General features: G+C 38.8%; 22 protein-coding genes. 7 read left to right on the top strand and 15 right to left on the bottom strand.

Annotated elements, in window-relative coordinates:
- Positions 1-16 precede the first annotated feature (16 nt).
- The 9 genes from O7C57_RS05625 to O7C57_RS05585 form a co-directional block, all read right to left on the bottom strand.
- Positions 17-592, bottom strand: a complete 576-nt coding sequence (locus O7C57_RS05625) for a fimbrial protein (RefSeq protein WP_154635637.1) — start codon at positions 590-592, stop codon at positions 17-19.
- Between the two features lie 573 nt (positions 593-1,165).
- A complete protein-coding gene (locus tag O7C57_RS05620) occupies positions 1,166-1,678 on the bottom strand; it encodes a fimbrial protein (protein ID WP_269723755.1) in 513 nt (170 codons plus the stop codon).
- Positions 1,679-1,708: 30 nt separating this feature from the next.
- Positions 1,709-2,260 (bottom strand): fimbrial protein, encoded by a 552-nt coding sequence (locus O7C57_RS05615; RefSeq protein WP_154624216.1) that lies wholly within the window; start codon positions 2,258-2,260, stop codon positions 1,709-1,711.
- Positions 2,261-2,272: 12 nt separating this feature from the next.
- A complete protein-coding gene (locus O7C57_RS05610) occupies positions 2,273-3,337 on the bottom strand; it encodes a fimbrial protein (RefSeq protein ID WP_269723754.1) in 1,065 nt (354 codons plus the stop codon).
- A 10-nt stretch (positions 3,338-3,347) separates the two neighbouring features.
- Entirely contained in the window at positions 3,348-5,918 is a 2,571-nt protein-coding gene (locus tag O7C57_RS05605; RefSeq protein WP_269723753.1) for a fimbria/pilus outer membrane usher protein, read from the bottom strand.
- 33 nt (positions 5,919-5,951) lie between these two features.
- Positions 5,952-6,632 carry a fimbrial biogenesis chaperone gene (locus O7C57_RS05600; RefSeq protein ID WP_154624219.1) on the bottom strand — a complete coding sequence of 227 codons (681 nt, stop codon included), beginning with the start codon at positions 6,630-6,632 and terminating at the stop codon, positions 5,952-5,954.
- 136 nt (positions 6,633-6,768) lie between these two features.
- Entirely contained in the window at positions 6,769-7,320 is a 552-nt protein-coding gene (locus tag O7C57_RS05595) for a fimbrial protein (protein ID WP_154624220.1), read from the bottom strand.
- A 758-nt stretch (positions 7,321-8,078) separates the two neighbouring features.
- Positions 8,079-8,849 carry an ABC transporter permease gene (locus tag O7C57_RS05590; protein WP_154622523.1) on the bottom strand — a complete coding sequence of 257 codons (771 nt, stop codon included), beginning with the start codon at positions 8,847-8,849 and terminating at the stop codon, positions 8,079-8,081.
- Complete coding sequence (locus O7C57_RS05585) at positions 8,846-9,787, bottom strand: ABC transporter ATP-binding protein (protein WP_154622524.1); 942 nt, start codon at positions 9,785-9,787, stop codon at positions 8,846-8,848. The genes O7C57_RS05590 and O7C57_RS05585 overlap by 4 nt, the downstream gene beginning before the upstream one ends.
- Before the next feature lie 258 nt (positions 9,788-10,045).
- Here O7C57_RS05585 and can point away from each other — a divergent pair, with 258 nt between their 5' ends.
- Positions 10,046-10,699 carry a carbonate dehydratase gene (gene can, locus O7C57_RS05580; protein WP_154622715.1) on the top strand — a complete coding sequence of 218 codons (654 nt, stop codon included), beginning with the start codon at positions 10,046-10,048 and terminating at the stop codon, positions 10,697-10,699.
- Positions 10,700-10,821: 122 nt separating this feature from the next.
- Here can and hpt read toward each other — a convergent pair whose 3' ends face one another.
- Positions 10,822-11,358 (bottom strand): hypoxanthine phosphoribosyltransferase, encoded by a 537-nt coding sequence (gene hpt / locus O7C57_RS05575; RefSeq protein WP_269723752.1) that lies wholly within the window; start codon positions 11,356-11,358, stop codon positions 10,822-10,824.
- Positions 11,359-11,715: 357 nt separating this feature from the next.
- On the opposite strand from hpt, the gene O7C57_RS05570 reads away from it, so the two are divergent.
- Positions 11,716-12,252 (top strand): hypothetical protein, encoded by a 537-nt coding sequence (locus O7C57_RS05570; RefSeq protein ID WP_154622588.1) that lies wholly within the window; start codon positions 11,716-11,718, stop codon positions 12,250-12,252.
- Positions 12,253-12,441: 189 nt separating this feature from the next.
- Here the strand turns inward: O7C57_RS05570 and cueO are convergent, their stop codons facing one another.
- Entirely contained in the window at positions 12,442-14,064 is a 1,623-nt protein-coding gene (cueO, locus tag O7C57_RS05565) for a multicopper oxidase CueO (RefSeq protein ID WP_269723751.1), read from the bottom strand.
- 247 nt (positions 14,065-14,311) lie between these two features.
- On the opposite strand from cueO, the gene O7C57_RS05560 reads away from it, so the two are divergent.
- Positions 14,312-14,659: a YacC family pilotin-like protein gene (locus O7C57_RS05560; RefSeq protein ID WP_154622590.1), complete on the top strand. Its 348-nt coding sequence runs from the start codon at positions 14,312-14,314 to the stop codon at positions 14,657-14,659.
- Positions 14,660-14,698: 39 nt separating this feature from the next.
- Here the strand turns inward: O7C57_RS05560 and O7C57_RS05555 are convergent, their stop codons facing one another.
- On the bottom strand, positions 14,699-15,742 hold the full coding sequence (locus O7C57_RS05555; RefSeq protein WP_154622591.1) for an AbrB family transcriptional regulator: 1,044 nt from the start codon (positions 15,740-15,742) through the stop codon (positions 14,699-14,701).
- Positions 15,743-15,891: 149 nt separating this feature from the next.
- On the opposite strand from O7C57_RS05555, the gene O7C57_RS05550 reads away from it, so the two are divergent.
- Positions 15,892-16,302 (top strand): GNAT family N-acetyltransferase, encoded by a 411-nt coding sequence (locus tag O7C57_RS05550; protein ID WP_154623568.1) that lies wholly within the window; start codon positions 15,892-15,894, stop codon positions 16,300-16,302.
- 71 nt (positions 16,303-16,373) lie between these two features.
- Here O7C57_RS05550 and O7C57_RS05545 read toward each other — a convergent pair whose 3' ends face one another.
- Complete coding sequence (locus O7C57_RS05545; protein WP_154623569.1) at positions 16,374-17,006, bottom strand: TetR/AcrR family transcriptional regulator; 633 nt, start codon at positions 17,004-17,006, stop codon at positions 16,374-16,376.
- 316 nt (positions 17,007-17,322) lie between these two features.
- On the opposite strand from O7C57_RS05545, the gene O7C57_RS05540 reads away from it, so the two are divergent.
- Positions 17,323-18,546: a Tm-1-like ATP-binding domain-containing protein gene (locus O7C57_RS05540; RefSeq protein WP_154623570.1), complete on the top strand. Its 1,224-nt coding sequence runs from the start codon at positions 17,323-17,325 to the stop codon at positions 18,544-18,546.
- Between the two features lie 10 nt (positions 18,547-18,556).
- Complete coding sequence (locus O7C57_RS05535) at positions 18,557-19,384, top strand: phosphoenolpyruvate hydrolase family protein (RefSeq protein WP_154623571.1); 828 nt, start codon at positions 18,557-18,559, stop codon at positions 19,382-19,384.
- Between the two features lie 184 nt (positions 19,385-19,568).
- On the opposite strand, the gene O7C57_RS05530 is transcribed toward O7C57_RS05535, so the two are convergent.
- Together O7C57_RS05530 and O7C57_RS05525 are read right to left on the bottom strand one after the other, a co-directional pair.
- Entirely contained in the window at positions 19,569-20,273 is a 705-nt protein-coding gene (locus tag O7C57_RS05530; RefSeq protein ID WP_195848170.1) for a hypothetical protein, read from the bottom strand.
- A gap of 213 nt (positions 20,274-20,486) precedes the next feature.
- Complete coding sequence (locus O7C57_RS05525; RefSeq protein WP_163860824.1) at positions 20,487-21,383, bottom strand: diaminopimelate dehydrogenase; 897 nt, start codon at positions 21,381-21,383, stop codon at positions 20,487-20,489.
- Positions 21,384-21,591: 208 nt separating this feature from the next.
- Here O7C57_RS05525 and O7C57_RS05520 point away from each other — a divergent pair, with 208 nt between their 5' ends.
- Positions 21,592-22,938 (top strand): MATE family efflux transporter, encoded by a 1,347-nt coding sequence (locus O7C57_RS05520; protein ID WP_154623573.1) that lies wholly within the window; start codon positions 21,592-21,594, stop codon positions 22,936-22,938.
- Positions 22,939-22,990 lie beyond the last annotated feature (52 nt).

Below are 22,990 nucleotides of genomic sequence, written 5' to 3'. Positions count from 1 at the left end.
AATCTGCGTTAGCAAATTATTTATAAGTAATTTTATAATTTAATGTTGCGTTAGCTTGGCCTGCTTCTACTGTATCATCCGTACTAACATATTTTGCGATGAAAGTTCCACGCCATTCAGAACTAGAACCATTCACTTTAATATCTTCACTTTTACTACCATTGACTTTTAAAGCTCTAGATGGCTGATCTTCACGATAAATACGGATACCAATATTTTTTGCTACATTAGTACTGCCTTTATTATCTAATTCTAAAATAGTGTCATCATAGCGATTTGCATTACCCGTCAAATTAATAGAAACGGTTCCTTGGTCTGGGCAATCAACTAATTCAACTTTTAATTTACCATCACCACCAGTACCACCAACTTCATCACCTTCATCACTAAATTCACTCGTTGCAAAACGTCCCATTTTGACTTCAGCATTCGGTGAATAACTATCGTTTAAGTTAATGGTACAAGTCGCATTATAAATAAGCCCTTTAAATGAAATTGTGCCATTTTGTTCTGCTGCTGTAGCAGTAGCTGAAAATGCAAATGCGGAAGCAATAACAGCCATAATCATTTTTTTCGTTGATAATGTTTTCATGAATATACCTTTATACTCTTATCAGTAAATGTAACTCTATTAGTCATTTATCAATGAATTAATAGGGCGCATCAGACAATACTCTCCTAAAGCTTAATTGATAAATTTCAAAAGCATTTTGAGTAAAAAAAAGAATCAATATTATTAAATCTTGTAACCCACATTATGAGTAACAAGTAAAGTGAGTATATAGGATAGAAATGATGATGAGTTTATGTAAATTTTTCTAAATGTAAATTTACGATGCTCTAAAAAATACTTTAGAACTCTATAATTCATTGTTATAAATGACTTTTATTTTTTGATCGACATCAAAAAATAAACATAAAGTGGTAGGATTGAAAAAATAGAATAATATCAATGCGTTAGTTATATGGAATTGTACTTATAAATACTCTGACCTTTACTCTTTTTTGTATTATTTTTTTACACTTACTTTAAGTAACCTTAATAATAACGACTATTGACAGTCGCATTACGACAGCAAATGATTGTAGTGAACCCCAAAAACAAAAACCAAGATAAGCGTCACAAACTTTATCTTGGTTTGAATCGTCATCATCAAATACATGGTTATTGATAAACAATGTCGATTGTCATCGATGCATTCGCGCTACCTGAGGTCACTTTCTCTTCCATTTGCTTATAATAGCCACGCATTAAAATCGCAATATCACCATCCTTCTTAACCGTTTTGATGATTTCATTTCGTTTGTTTAGCTCTAATACTTTCCAGTTACCACTTTCTGTAAAATATTCAGTCTCTATACCTACGCCCGTCGCACTGCCGCTTTCTGCGTTGAGAGCAAGTACACTTGAATGCCCTAAATAGCTATTCCCCTCAGGTATAAAAATCACCGGAATATCACTTGGGCATTTCAACGTAATCGACCAATCTTTTTTTTCACTGGTAGAACCAATATTGCCACCAAATCCTGTTGAACTGAGATAAATATCCCCTAATTTAATATCTTCACTTTCCTTTGAGGTAAGATCACAGGTGGCTGCTTTGACTGAACCTGTAATATTCACTAGCGTGTGATATCCATACGCTTGATTGAGTGTCAGTCCCAACAAGCCGACCAACGCAATACCGAGTATTTTTTTATCGCCATATTAATTTGCCTGTACGACAAAGGTAACCGACGCATTAGCCTTACCTTGTGTAAGCTTAGTATTGGTTTGAACATAACGCGCCCTAACCTTTAACGACGTATTACCTTTATTAACCGCTTCATTTTTCATGAAGTTATAAAGCGTATTGATATTTCGATTGACCCAGCGATGAGACGCATTTTCATAACTTTGTATTTCAATCGCTGCTCCTGTCGAATAACCATTACCTTTATCGAGAGATAAATATTTTCCACTGGACTCTGAAGCACCTTGAAATTGGCCATTCAATAGACTCATTGAGTCAGGGCACTCAAACTCAAGTGTAAATTCAACCCAATCTGATTGGGTATTTTGTGCACTGCCAAAACCATTTTGGCTTTTCGTTAACCATGTGCCCAAATCAACATTGATATTCTGTGTTTTAATGCCACAAGTGGAGTATTTAATACTCCCTTTATAATGAATATTCACCATTGCCGTGGCATGATTGACCATGCAGGAAAGCAGCGACATGGTCAGAAAATAACGTATCAATTTATCGCGCTGTTTCATGACATCAGGTCCTTAATCATAGACAAACGTCATTGTTAATGCCGCATTTCCAGAACTAGGTTTGACGGTATAAGCTGTTTTTATATATTTAAAAATAAAGGGGACGCTATAAAGCTTATTTCCTTGTTCGGAACGAAATAAAAATCGATGGTATTTACCAATCACATTGCTGTCCCCACCAATTTTTAATGGCGTAGGGTCATCCCCATGAAAAACCTGCACGCCATAACCGGGAGAATTAGAATTATCAGTTAACTCAATGACATCTCGGCCTATACTCGGGGTTCGTCCATATTCGCCAATAGAAACATACACCCGAATACCCGCATTACATCTCATATCAACATTTTCTTCCGCTGATCCAAAATGTGATCCCGTAGATAATTTATTAACTTCGTTAAGGTCATGTTCACCCAAGTCAACATTTAATCGTCTCGTATCAATCTCGCAAGTAGAGGCTGTTGATGTCAAATCAGTATAACCATTACTGACATAACCATAGTAAATGATATTTTTGTTATCCATTTTATAACATTGGATAAATGCTCGAGCATCTCGAGTAATGTTTGTCTTTCCAAGAGGGGGAATACCGTCAACTCTCACCCGCGCATAAGCAATTTCAAGATTTAATCTAGGGCTCGGCTTATGTATTTCATATTTAAGGCCATTAGTACCATGTAAGAGGGGTTGCCATTTCCGTTGGCCTTCTTCCCTAAACCCCCATGCATAACCAATTCCTTTAACAGTACTCGCATAAACAGGAAATGACACGCCATCATAATTTATCGTTAGCCCAGTCTCTCGTGAAGAGCCATCACGTATCATAAAATATTCGAAGTTTTCTCTCTCATTAGGATTATTTAGATTACTGTCACAGGCTATTCCTGAGTAGATTTGCCACCCTTCACCGATTATTTCTCCTGATGCCATTTCAGCTTCCGCAGTACCAAAAGATAATTTAGAATCTGGTATATCAATGTCTGGACTTATATCTGAGGCCCTAGCCATATTCATGCAGCTAAATAGCAATCCCAGCACAAACAGGATAAATGGTGTTTTTGACATTAATCTATGCATTAGTTTCCCTTTATTCACATATTATCTGTAATGATGCGACTGGCATTTGCTTTTCTTTGTCATTCAATTGGTAATGTGCTGTACATTGCTCGTTAGAATGATTCCCCCATTTAATATGGATTTTCCCTTTTTCTGGCATGCCACTTAGATAAATATCGCCATTATCGCCAACAATGCCACTACTACTGATTTCAGGGTGATCCGAAACTAATTGCCCAACTGAACCAAAAGGAATCGCTCTAGCATGATAGGAAACATTGAATAAAATCCGATATCCTGTGTAAGTTTTAAACTCTGCTAGCATAGCCGCACCTTTTGTCGGTATTAGCGTGGCTGAATTTTTTTGTAGGTCAACATTATCCGGTAATGAGGTTGTATCTAATGAAATTTCATTCTGTGCGTAGGCATTTAAATAAGGGACGATCGCATAGCCACGACTATCGGTACGAATCCCTGTTTTATTTTGAATTTTAACGCCTTCTGCTCCTGGCGCTTTAACAATAGCGAACGAGTCATAAATAGGTTGTGATAATGTCACGCCGTCAGAATGTACAACAATGGCGCCATTTAAACCGTAATTAGCGCGCTGTGAAAATCGGTCATAACTATAACCGGCATTCGCTATCCCATAACCACTTTTATAGGATAATGATGCATTACCTTGGGCTCGCTGGTTACGATTACCATACGACTGCTGAACGGAATAGTTTAGGTTCTTATCTTCTAACAATGAGCCGCTTAAACCGGCCATATAATTGCTATCGCCATGGTTATTACTACTCATAGACATATTTAGCATGCTATCACCAAAAGCAGATCCACTAAGAGGTATACTTAAGGAAAAGACAAATTGATGATCAGCTTTGTTATTGCCTGCAAAATCCGAGTAACTATAGTTAAATGTGTATAAATAACCTTTGTGGCTATTGCTATAGCCTGTATTTACCGTACGCTCTTGCCCTCGTTGATTCCAAAAATCCTGCTGGTAAGCAGAGGCATAAATATTGCCATAGTCCCCTAAACTTTGGTTAATCATGGCTTGATAACGATTTTTTTTGTTATACAGGCGGTCATTATAATTGTTTGAATTGGCCTCTGAGAAAGTATAAAAACCCTCAGTTGAATAACGGTAACCCGCAAAAGTTAATGTTGTACCTGTCGACAACATATTTTTAGTATATTGAAAACGGTATGACTGCCCCGTTTTTCGTTGATGATTAAATTGTGAAAATTTTGTTTTTGCTTGAGTAACATCTGCTGATAACGCGCCTACATAGCCTAAATTTAACCCCAAACCCGCTGCGTATGATTGATAATCGTCTGAAAACAATCCACCACCGTAAGCTGTGACCCCTTTTGGTAAACCATAAATAGCCGTCATTTGCGCAAAATTAGGTTCTTTACTACTGCTATTTTGTTTAAATTTCCCCCCAGTTACCGAATATTTAAATTGCCCTTCACGTTGCATAATCGCGAGAGAGGAAAAGGGAACAACAAACGAGCGTTCACTGCCATCCGCTTCTTTGACTGTCACGGTTAAGTCGCCACTGGTTCCCGTTGAGTAAAGGTCATTAATTTCAAATGGGCCTGGTGAGACATAGGATTGGTAAATAATGTAGTCATTTTGTTTGATGGTCACTTCAGCATTGCTTTGTGCTATTCCCCTAATTATCGGCGCAAAACCACGCAATGAGCTGGGGATCATTGATTCATCAGAGGCCAGTTTTATCCCGCGAAATTGAAAACCATCAAATATATCATTCGGTGTTGAGGTATCCCCAATCGTTAATTGGGATTTTATTGAATTAATACCACGTTCAAGATAGGTTTCGATATTTTGCCATTGGCTTCGATTATCCTGATAAGAATAGGTCGAATAATTTTTTAAACGCCAAGGACCAATATTTAGCCCACTACGTAAATTAACATAATGGGAAGAGCTGTCCGCACTGGAGGATTTATACCATGTATTAGAGCCTCGATAGAAATAGCTCAGTACCAGTGCAGGAATACCATCATTCCATAAGCTAGGATCAACCGTACCTGACGCTTTTTTGCTCATCGCTATTTGCGGAACAGATATCATCAGCTTCTGCTGGGTTAATTGAAGCCGTGTATAAGCATCTGGTATATAATGAGAAATATCATCAATGGGCTGATCATCTGATAATTTATCAAAACTAGCGATATGTTTTACATCCACCCCCCAATTTTCTAGTTCACTTTTAGTTAAAACAGGGACGAGTTTGTGATTTTCCCCATTATTAATAAACATAAGGGATTCAGAGCCGACTTTCAGCCCATTTAGTATGATATCGACATGATATTCCCCTGCCTTCTGCCCACCCGGTGTCGAGAATTGCTCTAAGCTTTGTAATTCAGCAACATCTTGTCCATTAACAGGGGTTAATGAATGCGGGCTGAAGTAGTCATCAGCAAAAGCTCCCGAGACAAATACCACACTCACCGGTATTGTTAAGCTCGCGATAAATTTGCCAAACAAATGAGGATTCATCTTTCTAAATTCAAATATGGATACTAAATTTTGTTGTATTAACGCTTTTTCTCTAAAAATTAGCATAGTGGCAAAATTCCATACCTGATATGGTTTTTATTATTTTAGTGTTTGCTCTTGGCTGTCGGTAATAGCGCCCGCATCAGACACTGCCTTCCACATAACTTTATTACCTTGTGCACCGGAAATATTCCATGATTGTTCACCCATAGGAGGAAGCATCGCGGGTTCATTGATAGACTTATTTCCTACCTGCAAATCACTGAAAGACACATAATAAGGTGTTGGATTTTTGCCCACTAACATATTGCCATTTCTTTCAAATGTGACTTTTTTATAAGCGTTTTCGGCGTCTGAGTTAAATAAAGATTTAGGGCGATAAATTAATTTAATTCTATTGTTAATTGAAATAGTTAAGTTATTTTTTGCTTTTGGATCCGTTGGGGGAATGGATTTTACATTTAGCCAAAAAATAGACTCTCTATCTTCGGGAAGATCTTTGCCTGTATAGACAATCCGCAAAGAGTTAGTTGATTCTGGTTCGATACGAAATAATGGTGGTGTTATTACAAAAGGTAATTTGGCTTGATTTTGTCCCTCAAAGTTATCAATCCATGATTGGATCAAGTAAGGGCGTTTGTCATTATTACGTACAGAAATTGAAGCTTCTTTGCTGTTTGCATCATAAATAACGCGGGTACCACCAAGAACAACACTTGCATATGCTTGCGTCATCATCAAAAAAAATGCAACAACCGCTGATATTACTATTTTAAACATAACATATCCTATAAATACGGAGTAAATTTACTCAATGGTTAGCGGAAAACCAACCTAACTCCGTTAATGCTTATTCGACATGGTTAAATTAATGTGGGAACAATCTCCCACATTAATAATGGCTATTCATCTTGCATTATTGGTTATAGGAAATAGTGACAGTAACATCTGCGTTAGCTGCGCCCGCTTTAGCGGCCTCTGTTGTGACATAACGCGCGTAGTACGCTTTTTCTCCACTATTACTTGCACCAGTAAGTTCAATTTCACCCGCTGGCTCACCAGGAGTAATATACGCTGTATCACTCTCATTATGGGTAATACCAATTCCAGCGCCTACATCTGTTGTCGTTTTATATAAGCTAGGGTTTGTTGCGTTAGCTGTACCAGAGAAAGTGATTTTGGCTTTTTTAATGACATCAGGGCAGCCATTCAATGCGATCACAAATTTTGTTGGTGTTGTTGTCTCATTTGCATTTTGCAGATTGCTAACAAGCCACGTACCTAATTGTACAGTTCCTTCATTAGAATTTTCATTATTTGTTTCGATCGAGCAAGTAGAATCAACAAATTGCCCCTTAAAATGAATAGTTCCGGTTTCTTTACCATCAGTGACATCGGCATTTGCAGCACCGACAAATAAGGACATAGTAATAGCTGAAGTAACTAATAAGACTTTATTTAGTTTCATCTTGATGACTCCTAAAATATATAATTTATTATCTTAGTTTTTATTGCCATATAACTATGAAATTACATAGTTTAATGAAGTTATTTTCATACCTAAACACCTAAATGGAGTATATTCAATTTATATTGAAAATCCAGCTTATCCGATAAAAATAAACATTTGCAATAGGTCACCATAAAACACCAACAAAACAAAAATCAAAACACAACAATAAAAATTAAACCCCTAAAAATGACAAATACACAAACAAATAATCCATCACAACCATCGTAATCTATATTATCTAAAAATACATAAATGTAACGCAATATTACCCTATATTACACCAACAAAAGAGATATTTTAGATGCAATAATTCACAAAAAAAATAAAATCCAATATAATCAAAAGTTTTTTATGGAAAATAATTTTTGTTAGCTCGAAAATAAACTTAAATTTAATATTTAAATTCTTCTAATTTTTTTTGTTCGTTACATTTGAACACACATAGCCAATGCATCATTATTTTTATTTTTCTTATTAATGGATGTTATTATTTCTGTAGGGCACTATTTTTGAGAGAGATTAAATAAGTAAAAACACTTAAAATTTTCTGTGTATATTTAACAGTCATTGGTTTTGGTTAAATATCAACATTCACACAGCGATAAATAGGGCTTTAAATATCGAGTAGTGTACAAAAAATAAGCCTCCAAACAATTGATTCTCAACTATTAGGAGGCTGTATTATTGAACTTTTATAGAATAAAACGATGTTATTAGCTTCTTAAGCCGCGACCTTGTTCAATTAAATACCAAGTCAGCGCATAAAAAACAATCAAAAAGACCAGCAACACGCCTAATGTCACAGCAATTGATACATCCGCAATGCCTAAAAAACCGTACCTAAAGCCACTAATCATATAAACAATTGGGTTTAATTTTGATACGGCCTGCCAAAACGGCGGCAATAATGAAAGCGAATAGAAGACCCCCCCTAAATAGGTTAACGGCGTCAACACAAACGTAGGAACGATACTAATATCATCAAATGTTTTCGCAAAAATGGCATTCAATAAGCCTGCAAGTGAGAAAACAATTGCCGTTAATAGCAACGTGATGACGACCATTCCCCAAGAATGCACTTGTAGAGGGATAAAAAATAGCGAAACGATAGTCACCAATAATCCAACTAAAATACCACGAGCGACGCCTCCCCCGACAAATCCAGCAATAATGACATGCGTTGGTACAGGTGCAACAAGCAACTCTTCAATATTTTTCTGGAACTTAGAACCAAAAAACGAGGAACAAACATTGGAGTAGGAATTGGTGATTACGGCCATCATAATCAAACCGGGGACAATAAACTGCATATAGTCCACCCCGCCCATATCACCAATTCGCGAACCGATCAGGTTCCCAAAAATAACAAAATAGAGAGACATGGTAATGACTGGCGGTAATAACGTTTGTACCCATATGCGACCAAAACGGGTCACCTCTTTTATCCAAATAGTTTTTAATGCAACCCAATACAGAGAAATCATTGTGCTTCCTCCATATGCGTAGCATCACTGTCTTTTTTGACTAAATTCACAAAAAGTTCTTCCAATCGATTGGCTTTATTGCGCATGCTCAAAATTTCCACACCTTGTTCATTAAGCTGGCTAAATACGCCGTTAAGCCCTTGCTCTCTTTTGACATCCACTTCTAAAGTGGATGTATCCAGTAAACGCGTCTCATATCCCTTCAGATCAGGTATTGGGCTTCTCGTTCCCAAATCAAAAATAAACGTTTCTGATTCCAACTGACTTAATAACTGCTTCATACTGGTGTTCTCAACCAGTTCGCCGTGTTGAATAATGCCGATATTGCGGCAAAGCATTTCAGCTTCTTCAAGATAATGTGTCGTCAAAATAATCGTCGTGCCTTGAGCATTAAGCTTTTTCAAAAAACTCCACATAGAGCGACGTAATTCAATATCGACCCCTGCTGTAGGTTCATCTAAAATTAATAACTTAGGTTCATGCATCAAAGCTCGTGCAATCATTAAGCGGCGTTTCATCCCCCCTGATAAATTACGAGCACGCTCATTACGTTTTTCCCATAAATCCAGCTGAGTTAGGTATGTTTGGGCACGTTGATGCGCGACTGCACGAGGAACACCGTAATAGCCAGCTTGATTCAATACTATCTGTAACACCGATTCGAAAGGGTTAAAATTAAATTCTTGAGGAACCAATCCTAGTTGTTGTTTGGCTTGCACGACTTGTTTGTCTAAATCATAACCAAAAACCTTAACAGACCCACTCGTTTTATTGACCAATGAGCTAATGATTCCTATTGTGGTGGACTTACCCGCGCCATTAGGGCCAAGTAACGCATAAAAGTCACCATCTTCTACGCTTAGGTCAATCCCTCGTAAGGCTTTCACCCCACCGGAATAGGTTTTGGTTAGCTGCGATAACTCAAGTGCGTAAGTCATATTTAAAAAACACCTTTATTCTTGGGTAGGTTTAGGAGCAATATAATACTATGATGCCATTTTTTCCTGATCACTGTTATGCAGAAAAGAGAAAATAGGCATATGCTAGCTAATTCAATTGGTTAGCTATATCAATATTGTCTAATCAGAATGAAATATGCATCATAGGAATGTAAAAATTAATATAACTGAATATTAATTAATAAATAAATGTTGTATAAGATTTTACCGTAAAGTAACACAACTAGGCTATACGTCATGATGAGAAAAATTGAAGAGCTGTTTGCTAACAACGAAGCATGGTCAGCTTCTGTAAATGAAAAAAATCCTGAATTCTTTAAAGAGTTATCTAAAGCTCAAAAGCCAAGATTCTTATGGATAGGGTGTTCAGACAGCCGAGTACCTGCTGAAAAATTAATTAATGCGGCGCCAGGTGATCTTTTCGTTCACCGTAATGTTGCTAACTTAGTTATTCACACTGACCTAAACTGCTTATCGGTCATCCAATACGCTGTTGATGTTCTTCAGGTTGAGCATATTATCATCTGCGGCCACTATGGATGTGGTGGTATTGAGGCTGCTGTTGACAATACAGAGCTTGGCTTAATCAATAACTGGCTACTGCATATCCGTGATATTTGGTACCGACATAGCTCGATGCTCGGTGAACTAAAACCTTGTGAACGTTTAAATCGTTTATGTGAACTAAACGTTGTTGAGCAAGTTTATAACCTTGGTCATTCAACCATTATGCAGTCAGCTTGGAAACGCGGGCAAAAAGTGATGATCCATGGTTGGGTTTACGGTATCAACAATGGTCGCTTGCATGACCTACACACAACAGCGGATAGTCGAGAAAGACTTGAATTGTGCTATCGTGAAGCTATCGCCAAACTGACAAACAAAAAATAAGTTTTATGCTTTAGCTAACGAAAAGGGCTGTTTATCAGAACAGCCCTTTTTATGAGGAAACTCGTACAAGTGAGTACTAACACCAAGATTGTTGTGCGCCGTATGACGAGTAGCGTGAGTGATTACTCTTCGATCAGTGTAACGTGACCAATATAGGGTAAATGACGATATTGCTGCGCGTAATCGATGCCATAACCCACCACAAATTTATCTTCAATCGAATAGCCAATCCATTCAACTGGCACATCCACTTCACGACGTGATGGTTTATCGAGTAGCGTACAGATAGCCACTGATTTTGGACCACGCAACTCAAAAATTTCGCGCACCTTATTTAAGGTATTACCTGAATCAATGATATCTTCGACAATCAAAACATGCTTTCCACGAATATCTTCATCTAAATCTTTGACTATCTTAACATCACGACTTGAATTCATCGCATTGCCATAACTTGAAACAGTCATGAAGTCGACTTCATGAGGCGCTTCAATTTTACGACATAAGTCAGCCATAAAAATAAAGGAGCCTTTTAACAAGCCGACTAATACCAGCTCGCCTTCAATATTTTTATAATGCTCACTAATTTTTTCAGCAAGTTCACTGACTCGCTGGCTGAGCTCTTCTTCAGAGATCATAACTTCAAGAGTATGTTTCAATTTACCAATACCTATTTGTTTTCAATACTAAAAATCATATTTCATATCAAAGAATTCGCACATTTAAGAACGAAAAAGTAATAACATACAAAATATGAGAACAAAATTTTCAGCAAGTATAACAGAACTCACCATTTGTCGTAAAAGAGGATCCTGTGACTTGTTATAAATTTTATCAAATACGTAGAATGATATTCAAAACACATTGATATAAAAATCATCAAAAACAAAATAAATAATTACAAAACAATTGGATATAAATTTCGATTAACGTCAAGAAAAGAGAAATTTAAGGCTATTGATAACGTTATTTAATGAATAAAATAAAAGCTCACAAACTCAAAAAGGAAATTGTTGATGCCTTTACCACAAAGATTAGCCCCTCAAAAACCCCAGAAACAGAAGATTGCTCGCCTGAAAACGCTATTAGAACTAATCACACATGAAATCCAACACCATCAGCGTAATGAATGCGATATAACTGTACAAAAACACATTTCACAATGGAATGAAATTGCAGTCAGGACTTTCGAATTTCATGAGTTTAGAGATTACCCTTCATGGATCAGCGAACAAGACTTTATCTGCTCCGCACTCCTTCAATCCTCCTATATTGATGACCTTAAGTTCGATGAGCTTGTCATGATTGTCGATTTTATTTGCAGTGCGAAAGGAAGCGAAGCAGAGCAAGGCCATGCATTGGAATTGCTAGATATCAATTTTCCCAATGCAAATGCTTCAGATTTGATTTATTGGCCAGATGAATGGTTTAACAATGAAGAGATAGACGATGAATTCAGTGCTGAAGAGATTGCTTGTTACCTTTGTCTTCATTCCGGTAGGATCCTCGCTAATACACCAGAAATTGCGTTACGCTACCCTTTACCCAAATAACCATTATTGACCTAATGAGTGACATGCCTATTTTCACTCTCATCGCAGTGCCACAGACCATGCCGTATAAGCTATAAATAATAACAACAACCAAATGGCTTTATTGTTCACTTTCTAATTGTTAAGGGCTAACAGTATCCACAATAGTCAGCCCCTAACATACTCAACAATTAATGAACCGTTAGCCTGTTAGCTAACAGTGAATCCCATCATCATGCCTGTATCTTCATGCTCTAATAAATGGCAATGAGCCATATAAGGATGCTGTTTAGTGGCGGGATGTTTGAATTCAACTAATACCTCACTGACTTGGCCTTCAACCTTAACGATATCCTTCCAGCCTTGTCTGTGTGGTTCCACGGCTCTACCATTCTCTTTCAATATACGGAAACGTGTCCCATGAACATGGAATGGATGCAACATCATATCCCCACGACCCGAAATCACCCATAGCTCTTGTCGATTCATGGCAGCATTAAAGGCTGCTTCTGTCATAGAAAAGGCTTGTCCATTAATCGTATTGGCGTTGTATATATCTAGCTCACCTGAATTTGTTCCACAATGGCCGCCACTATTACGCATTCCCCCCATATTACCATGGCCCATATTGCCATGATCCATACCACTGTTCTGCATCATATGACCTTGCATCATGCCACCATGGCCCCCCATATTGCCCATAGCTTGGTCACCATAGCGCTCACGTAGCATCATCATACCCTGCATATCCAAACGCATATCCATCATTAAATGGAAACGACGACGAGTTAATCCAGCTAATGAAGGCAGTGCTGGTAAACTTGCCAACTGAGTCGGTAACTGCCCCTCACTCGCACTCATCGTGGTTTCGACATGCAGTACAGGTAAAGGTTGATCAAATGGTGCAAGCGTCATTCCCATTTGATTAACCGGTAATGTCACTAAATCGAAAGAGCGGCCATCCGTTGCATCAATTAAGATTTCAAACCTCTCCCCCATAAGAATCGGCAACTCTGTGACTGCGATAGGTTCCGCAAGTAATCCACCATCACTCGCCACCACATACATTTTGCGGCCATCACTCGTTGAGATATTCAAGCTACGTGCGTTACAGCCATTAAGTAGTCTGAAACGTAACCAACCTTTCGGCGCGACGTGCTTAGGGAATACCGCGCCATTGGTTAACATGAGATCACCAAACCAACCTACCGCTGCGCTCATCACATCTAATTGATAATCAATTTGTCCATCATCCTTAAGACGCTTGTCCTGTAAAATCACAGGGATATCATCAACACCCCAGGTACTCGGCAATCCATGCTTATTGCTTTGCTCATCTTTAATGATAACCAGACCCGCAAGCCCCATGGCGACTTGATGGCCTGTTTTTCCGTGTGTGTGAGGGTGGAACCAACAAGTGGCTTCTGGTTGATCTACAGTGAAATTAACTTTGCGGCTAGCTCCTGGCTTAATAATTGCCTGCGGTCCACCATCCTGTTCTCCTGATATTTCAAGGCCATGCCAGTGAACGGTCGTCTCTTCCGGTAATTGATTAGCGATATGAATATTGACGTTTTGACCATTTTTTAAGCTAAGTGCTGGCCCGAGTAGATCCCCGTTATACCCCCACGTTGTTGTTTTCTTACCCGGAACAAATTGAGAAACTCCTTGTTTAATCGCAAGTTGAAGATTACCTTGCGCATCAGGTTCTATCAGAGGTGGGATAGCCAGTGTCGGGTAATTGTCGGCAGCCACAGCGATACGGCTCCACACAGGCAGTGCACTTGCAGCATAAGCGATAGCACTTAGCTTAATGAAATCGCGACGTAACATTGATAACCTTCCTTTTATTTATCAAATTAAAAACCGAGTAAAAATTCTATGGCACTGTAGGCTATTACCGTTTAGAGCCAAAATATGGTTTAATATCTAAAAATGATAAAGCTTCCCCTTACAGGAAGGTCAAGGAAACCATAGGGTTGTTAGGGGTATATTACACTTATTTAAGAAAAATATACTTGACTAACAATTCTATTATTATGTTAACGTTACTTGACATAAAAAACAGATAGAATATTGAATGCGCAAATTTACTGTGATTTTTTACATCATTACTCTGTTAGGGATAACACATTCTGCCAGAGCACTGACCCCCAATGAAGCTGAAGATCTTGCCGATCTGACGGCGGTTTTTATCTACCTAAAATATGATTGTGGCTATTCACAAATCCCTGATAGGGAAATTGAGCGCGCAATTGTCTATTTTGCCCGTAGTAATAAATGGGATCTTGGTGATTACGATTCTCACAAGATGACCATGCTCAACAAAGAAAGCTACAACGACCTAAAAGGTATCCCGCTATCACAAGAATTTAAGTGCCAATCTCTTGCCCGGGATTCATTAGGCTTGTTTGCTTATGTGAAATAATTCCCTCCCCTTCACTAGGGGAGTTATCATTATTTCACTTCAACCTTCCTTTTTCTTCACGCGTCTTTCTTGCCAAAACATCACTATCGAAGGGATACTTTGAATAATTACCATCCTAATGATGTGATTTGACATGACAAATCCAGCATCAAGGTTCATGGTGATCGCCGCAAATGTCATCGCTTCCATGCTTCCTGGCGCCCAAGCCAGCAGCAATACCGATAGAGGATAGCCAGTGACCCATGCAGCAAACAGTGTAATCAATAAGGTTAAAAAGATATTAATCACCACCACTTGGGCAGATGAATAGATATTTTTGATCAATGACGACAGTGGAAAAACAATAAAGTGGTTACCAATATTCATCCCGATCAAAACCATACTGAGCTCAGTGATCATCACCGGAAAATGAATTTGTACATCAAGCCAGCCTTGGATCAACGTCGCGGCACCTAATGATGTCAACATAAAGGGGGCAGGAACATGCATTCGCTGCAATACCAAGCCTAATCCTAGTCCTGTTAATACAATCACCGTTAACCAGAAGGTCGCTTCCAATGTTAAGGATGGTAGTACAATCAGAGGCTGAGGATCCCCATGACTACCTACCACAATTCCTGCCAATAGAATTAAAATAATGAGACGGATCGTATGAGAAATCACGATTTTTTGTGGAGGCGTATGCGTATGATCTGTTAAGGCTAATATGGCAGCCATGGCTCCCGGAACAGAGCCCAGCATCGCTTCTTGTTTTGTCCATCCGACTTTGCGGTGAAACCAAAAATAACTGAATGAAAATTGGACAGCCAAGCAGACCACCAACAGCAGAAGAAGTAGAAATAGATTCTCTGCTTGCCCTAATGAGACTTGATTAAACATCAGTCCCACAGACGTTCCTAATGATATCTGAACAAATGTGAGGGTATATTTGGGGATAGCAAATTGAATGTTGAAGCGATTAAAAACAATCACTGCAATGATTGGGCCAAACATAAGAGCGAGAGGTACGCCAAGATAAGTGAGGGTTCCACCAATTAAGGCACAAATAGCAATGCCTAAGCCCATTTTCAATAATCTTATCATCGCGAAATCCTATTACTCTAAGAGCACTTAGCGCATCGATATCATCTGTAATAGTCTTAATAGTATCTTCTTAATACTTTAAATTCATTAAATTATTAAATAGTATATAAACTCATAAATTATCATTACATTGAAAGATAAGAAAAATTATGGCAATACGCGTCACAACATCCCCTGCTAAATCTGAAATTGCACATATACATCAATCATTGATTAACTATAACTTACAATTTTTCAGTGAAGATATTCATTCTCCATTAGCCGTATTTTATGAGCAAGAAGAGGCAATATTAGGCGGAATAACAGGTTCAATACTCGGAAATTGGCTACGAATTGACTACTTTTGGCTTGAAGAATCATTGAGGAAGCAAGGCATTGGTTCACAATTGCTACAAGCGATGGAAAATAAAGCGAGAGAGTTAGGTGCCAAATATGCTCAAGTCGATACGTTCAGTTTCCAAGCAAAACCTTTTTATGAGAAACAGGGCTATCAGGTGATCTCAACACTCATTGATTACCCAATTAAACATGAAAGATATTATTTTATGAAATCTTTGTAACTCCACCTATTTTGTAACTCCACCTATAAGGAACGATAGGTTTTCCCCTACCGTTCTTTTAATGCGATACCTCAGCATTCTCGGGCATTTTTATCTGCTGTGGCTTGGTTAATAATCGCTTTCGCCATCCACTGTGCAATTTCAATCACCTCAGCGTCATCTTGCTTCCAAATATCTTTGAGTACTAGAAAGATTTCAGAGCCATAAATGACTGAAAATGCTTTGATAACTTTATCAATAACATCTTGCGGATAGTCATCTTTCATTGGCGCAGTAACCATCGCGAGGATATTTTTACGGTTTCCTCTTTCCAGTGGTTTTTCTTTAGGATCTTGCGTCAGAGCGCGACTTTGTGCCCACTGCTGTAACGATACTTGTAATGCGGCTCTCAAGACGCCTTCATGCTCAAACATTCTAGGGAGTGCATATGTCAGCAACTCCTCAATACGCTCTTCCGTTTTTTCACTTTGCGGTCGCCATGTCAAAATGGGCCCTAAACTGGCATTAACAGTTGCCGCAATCAAATCACTTTGCGTTGGAAAATAGCGATAAGCTGTCGCTCTTGATACGCCCGCCTCAATAGCAAGCTCCGAAATAGAGGGCATATCCCCTTTTTCAAAAAGAGCCAGTGCCGTATTCACCAATAAGTTATAAGTTCGCTTCCTTGTTCCTTTATATTCATGATTAGAATATGTGAATGACATCGTTTCCCTCCCTTTAAAACATGTTCGCTACTATAGTGAATGGGTGACTCATCATGACACTTTACAATGGCTACAGCTACTGCTTATTAATAACGATGAGAATGTTATCGTTCGTCTGTTATAAAAAATGCGGTTTTTAATATGCCATTAAAATTTTAAAATGCTTATTTATCATTGAGATAAAAATATAACATCATGATATTTAAACAAACCCCAAAAATGAGACTGCAATCTCATTTTACTTTTATCCAAAATGATACTATAGTCTCATTCAGATGAGAAATTAAACATCTTCCTAACCTGTAAGGATTTTCCGATGAAACAGCATCAGGGATACATCTATATAGCAACCACGCTAGATACTAAAAGCGATGAATTGTTCTATGTCTGCGATTTGATCAAAGAAGCAGGTTTATCTGTACGTTCAGTAGATTTGACGACGCAACCAACTCAACTAAACAGAAATGCAGATATTAAGGCTCTCACTGTTGCGGCTTACCATCCTTCCGGAGCTGAAGCCGTTTTTTGTGGTGATAGAGGAAAAGCCATTGAAGCTATGTCACTGGCTTTTAGTCTGTACCTCAGTGCCCAAGATGATGTTGCCGCTATTTTAGGTTTAGGAGGTTCCGGTGGTACAGCGCTAATTACTCCAGCAATGCAAGCGCTCCCTGTTGGCATACCTAAACTGATGGTTTCAACGATGGCGTCAGGGGATATATCCGGTTATATCGGTGCAAGTGATATTTCAATGATGTATTCGGTCACCGATGTCTCAGGTTTAAATGTTATTTCTCGTAAGGTATTAAAAAACGCTGCAAATCAAATTGCAGGTGCCGTTTATTTTAATCGTGAAGATAAATATGAAGAGGCATCAAAACCTGCTATTGCACTAACTATGTTTGGCGTCACTACCCCGTGTGTTCAACAGCTAACCGAGCAACTTGAATCACAATATGACTGCTTAGTTTTCCATGCGACGGGAAGTGGCGGTAAAGCCATGGAAAAATTAATTGATAGCCACTTATTAGATTCCGTATTAGACATCACGACAACGGAAGTGTGTGACTATCTGTTTGGTGGCGTTTTAGCATGCGATGAAGATCGTTTTGGCGCAATCGCAAGAACACAAACACCTTGTGTACTGTCATGCGGGGCGCTAGATATGGTCAATTTTGGTCGCCCATCGACAGTACCAGAGCATTATCGTGACCGGTTATTCTATAACCATAATTCACAAGTTACGTTAATGCGTACAACAAAAGAAGAAAATCAACAAATGGGTCGTTGGATTGCCGATAAGCTTAACCGCTGTGAAGGGGAAATTCGCTTTATTATTCCAACAGCCGGCTTCTCTGCACTGGATATTGAAGGTGCCCCATTCTGGGATCCAGAAGCAGACCAAGCCTTTATCAATGCATTAACCGAAAATCTTATAACAACAGAAAAACGCAAACTTATTTTGAGTCCGTACCATATCAACTCAATTGAGTTTTGCGAACAAGTTATTCAATTACACCAGGAAATTTTGAACAACAAGTAGAGGTTCATCAATGAAACATAATCGCGAAAGCTTACTGAAAAAATTCAGAGAGATGATCGCTCGAGGCGAACCAATTATTGGTGGTGGTGCCGGTACCGGCCTATCCGCAAAATGTGAAGAGGCTGGCGGTATAGACTTAATCGTTATTTATAACTCAGGTCGCTACCGTATGGCTGGACGCGGTTCACTCGCGGGCTTACTGGCTTATGGTAATGCTAACGAAATCGTGATGGACATGGCAAAAGAAGTCTTGCCTGTTGTAAAACACACACCTGTACTTGCTGGAGTTAACGGTACGGATCCTTTTTGCCAGTTTGACCACTTTCTTGACGAGATCAAAGCAAAAGGGTTTGCTGGGGTACAAAATTTCCCAACCGTTGGCCTAATAGATGGTAACTTTAGGGCTAACTTAGAAGAAACCGGCATGGGATATGGCTTAGAAGTCGATATGATCCGTTTAGCCCATGAAAAAGGGTTATTAACCACCCCTTATGTTTTCAGCCGTGAAGATGCGATAGCAATGACCGAAGCCGGTGCTGATATTATTGTTCCTCATATGGGCTTAACCACTGGGGGGAATATTGGCGCAGAAACGGCACTAACACTTAAAGATTGCGTACCTTTAATCAATGACTGGGCCAAAGCGGCAAAAGCAGTACGCGATGATGTCATTGTTCTGTGCCATGGTGGTCCAATTGCAACACCTGAAGATGCGGAATATATATTAGCAAACTGCCCTGAATGCCATGGTTTTTATGGCGCTAGCTCGATGGAACGTTTGCCAACTGAAGTCGCACTCACTGCAACAACCCAAAAATTCAAAACCATTAAGCGTTAATACGCAAAATAATATAAGCATAGGCTGCAAGCAAATAACGTTCATCAATCATAATTATTAAGCCGCTTTAATCACAATGAGACTTTGTCAACACCAGGGCACCTACTTCGGTAGGTGCTTTTTTATTTATTTTACCCTGTTGGCCTTGTGGCATATGAAGATTATTACCTAATTAGACATTAGCCTATTTTTTACTTAATAGTTTAAAAAATAGTGGTAACACGACAGGTAAACCAAAATATAAAACACCAAAAGCAAAGGCAACGTGTGGTTTTTCAGGAAATTCTCCACCGTGTGGGATTGTATTATAGTAGTCGATTGACGATAAATAATTGGGCGTCAGTCCACCATAAGGGACTAGCGAAGACACGATGACTACCAGAACGATGCAAAACATAAAATTTACCGCCATCATAGCGGAATTCCCCAAATTCTCTTTACGCTCTTCATCAGTTCGGCTACTAAAACCGTATAATATGCGATTTAATATGGTGAAACTATATAAATAAAGGATCAGCGGTGAATCACCAAGCACGGAGTAATTAAACGCAAAAGCAAACAGTCCGTACAATAATGCAAACCCTATCAACACCTTGATATTATTGGTTATTGACATAAAAACACCCGAGTGTACTAAAATAAACTCGAAGATAAGGATCAGCGTTAAGTTATAAATTAAAGCAACATCATAATATTCAGGAAAAAACCAAACAGAAAAAATAAAACCAACATAAAAAAGAGAAAAACACACACTTATTATTTTTGACAAAAAACGCAATACACTAAATGCATGTTTATTTTCTACAACTGTTTGTGGGGTGCTTTTTGCTGAAAAGAATGTTTTTGTCTCTGTGGTGATATTATTTTTTCTTTTTGAATTTTTAGCCATGATAAAGTCCTTTTTTATCTCAAACTATCTAGCTGACCTCATTGAGACAACGTCAATCATCCCATAAACTATCCACTAATAAGGTAAATGACAACATCGTTGCGGATAAAGAAGAATATAACGAGCTTTCTTAATACGATGCGACATTTGAAGTATAACGCGTATCAACGGAACTGGCATGAGTGCATTCATTACAATCATGCCATCCAGTGATTACACTAACTTAGCAATCAAATTATCAAGATCACCTTGTAAGAAATTCACTGGTGGAATTTCAATCACAGTATATGCCCCTGGTGATTGCTTCATCGTTGCTCGTGCTGCGGAAACCATAAACTGAGAAGTTAATGCTGGATTATTAATACGCATTGAGTATTCAAATAGTTGATTGTGTGTCGCGCCAGAAACACCTTTATGCGTCATATGTACACCATGACCAACGTCTTTTAGTGCATCCACACTATCCACTTGGCGAATATGTGTTTCATCGGAAGCAAAATAGCTATCCGCTTTAATGGCTTTAGCCACTTCATCAAAATTTGCATTTGCAGCGAGTTCCACATAAACCATGCGGCGATGCACTCCGGTACCCAGTGGAATGGTGACCGATAAGGCATCCTTCACCCCATCAATCGCTTTTGCTGCAACACTGTGCCCCATGCTCATTCCTGGGCCAAAATTAGTATAAGTAACACCTTTTGGTGCCATCGCTAACATTAAGGCACGCATAATGGAGTCAGAACCAGGATCCCAACCAGCAGAAACAATGGCAACGCTATCGCGTTGTTTAGCAGCCTTATCTAAACGTTTTTTTAATGCCACGATCTCTGAATGGACATCAAAGCTATCAACCGTATTAATCCCCAGATTTAAGATTTTCTCCGCTAAATCACCAATTACACGAGTCGGAGAGCACAGCAGCGCAACATCTACTTTGCCTAATTTTTCAATATCATCGACAACAGTATGCCCTACTAACTCTGCTGGGATATCTTGTCCATTTCGACGAACTACGCCAACAAGTTCAAAATCTTCAGCTGCCAATACCGCTTCGAGTGCATAGCGGCCAATATTGCCGTATCCCACTATTGCGGCTTTAATTTTTGTCATTGTGACTCCTTTACTATGCTGATGTTGTTTTTTGCATTGATAAAATGAATATCAATCTAGAATAAATTAGCAGAATCATCATTATTAAACAAAAGATTAACTTCCTTTTAAATAAGCGTATTTAAACTCTATTAACTCAACATAAATGCGGGTAGAATCAGCCTACTTTTCTGGTATATCACTTTTTAAATTATTTTGAAGGTTCTTAATGCATCAATCTGATGTCACTGAGAGATCACTCTTTTCTCTCAGTTGGCCAATATTTATTGATATTTTTCTTCATTTGGCCACATTACTCATCAACACCTATATGGTGAGCCATGTTTCAACAGCCTACCTAGCGGCAATGGGGGTGGGAAATCAGGTATTTGATCTGTTTATCACCATTTTTAACTTTATCAGTGTGGGGTGCAGTGTTGTTATCGCGCAATATTTAGGGGCTGGGCGACGTGAAAAAGCCAGCCAAGCTATCCACATCTCTATCGCTTTCAACTTTTTATTAGGTTTTTCCAGTGCCCTGATTGCACTCTTTTTTGGTTATAAAATTCTTAGCATCATGAATACACCATCTCATCTTATGCAAGATGGTTATGCATACTTACATATTCTAGGAATCTGTTTAATCCCTGAAGCGATATCCATTATTCTTGCGGCTTGTTTGCGCGTCTATGGCAAAGCTCAACCTGCAATGTGGGTAACACTGATAGCTAACGTCATCACTGTATTTGGTAACATGATTGTTCTTTATGGCTTTTTTGGCCTGCCTCAATATGGCCTTGAAGGCGTCGCCTGGTCAACCGTCGTAGGGCGGGTTGTGGCTGTTATACTGCTATTTTGCTTATTATTTTATGGGCTAAGAATTAAGTTCTCCCCACAATTACTGATACGCTGGTCACGTAATATGTTAGGAAAAATCCTGCATATTGGCTTGCCATCTGCCGGCGAAAACTTAGTGTGGATCCTACATTTTATGACCGCATCTGCGTTTATCGGTTTAATGGGCGAAACATCGCTAGCGGCACAAACACTTTATTTCCAACTCTCACTTTTTATTATGCTATTTGGTATTTCAATCAGTATAGGTAATGAAATTATGGTGGGGCACCTTGTTGGTGCTAAACGTTTCGATGATGCTTACAAACGCGGGCTGAAAAGCCTCAAAATGGGCTTTTATGTCACGATTGGCGTAGTCTTTTTCTTCTGGTTATTCCGAGACCCTATTCTTGATAATTTAACTGAAGATCAAAGTATTATCCATGTGTTACTGCCTCTGTTCTTACTCTCAGTCTTTTTAGAACCGGGTCGTACCATCAATATTGTTATGGTTAACGCATTAAGAGCGTCAGGTGATGCGCGTTTCCCACTGTGTACCGCCATTATTTTTATGTGGGGAGTTGCGATTCCACTAGGCTATTTTCTTGGTATTAAAATGGAAATGGGCTTACTGGGTATCTGGATCGGCTTCTTTGCTGATGAGTGGTTACGTGGTTTAACCAATGCATGGCGTTGGCGTTCTCGGCGATGGCAAAATAAACGACTCGACCTCGAAAGTTGAGATTAACGTCACCTTACTCCTGCCTAAATATTTAGGCAGGAGACTTTGTGAT

Origin of the sequence: Providencia sp. 21OH12SH02B-Prov (assembly GCF_027362595.1) — a bacterium.
Taxonomy (GTDB): Bacteria; Pseudomonadota; Gammaproteobacteria; order Enterobacterales; family Enterobacteriaceae; genus Providencia; species Providencia zhejiangensis.
This window is presented reverse-complemented; position numbering and strand designations above follow the sequence as displayed.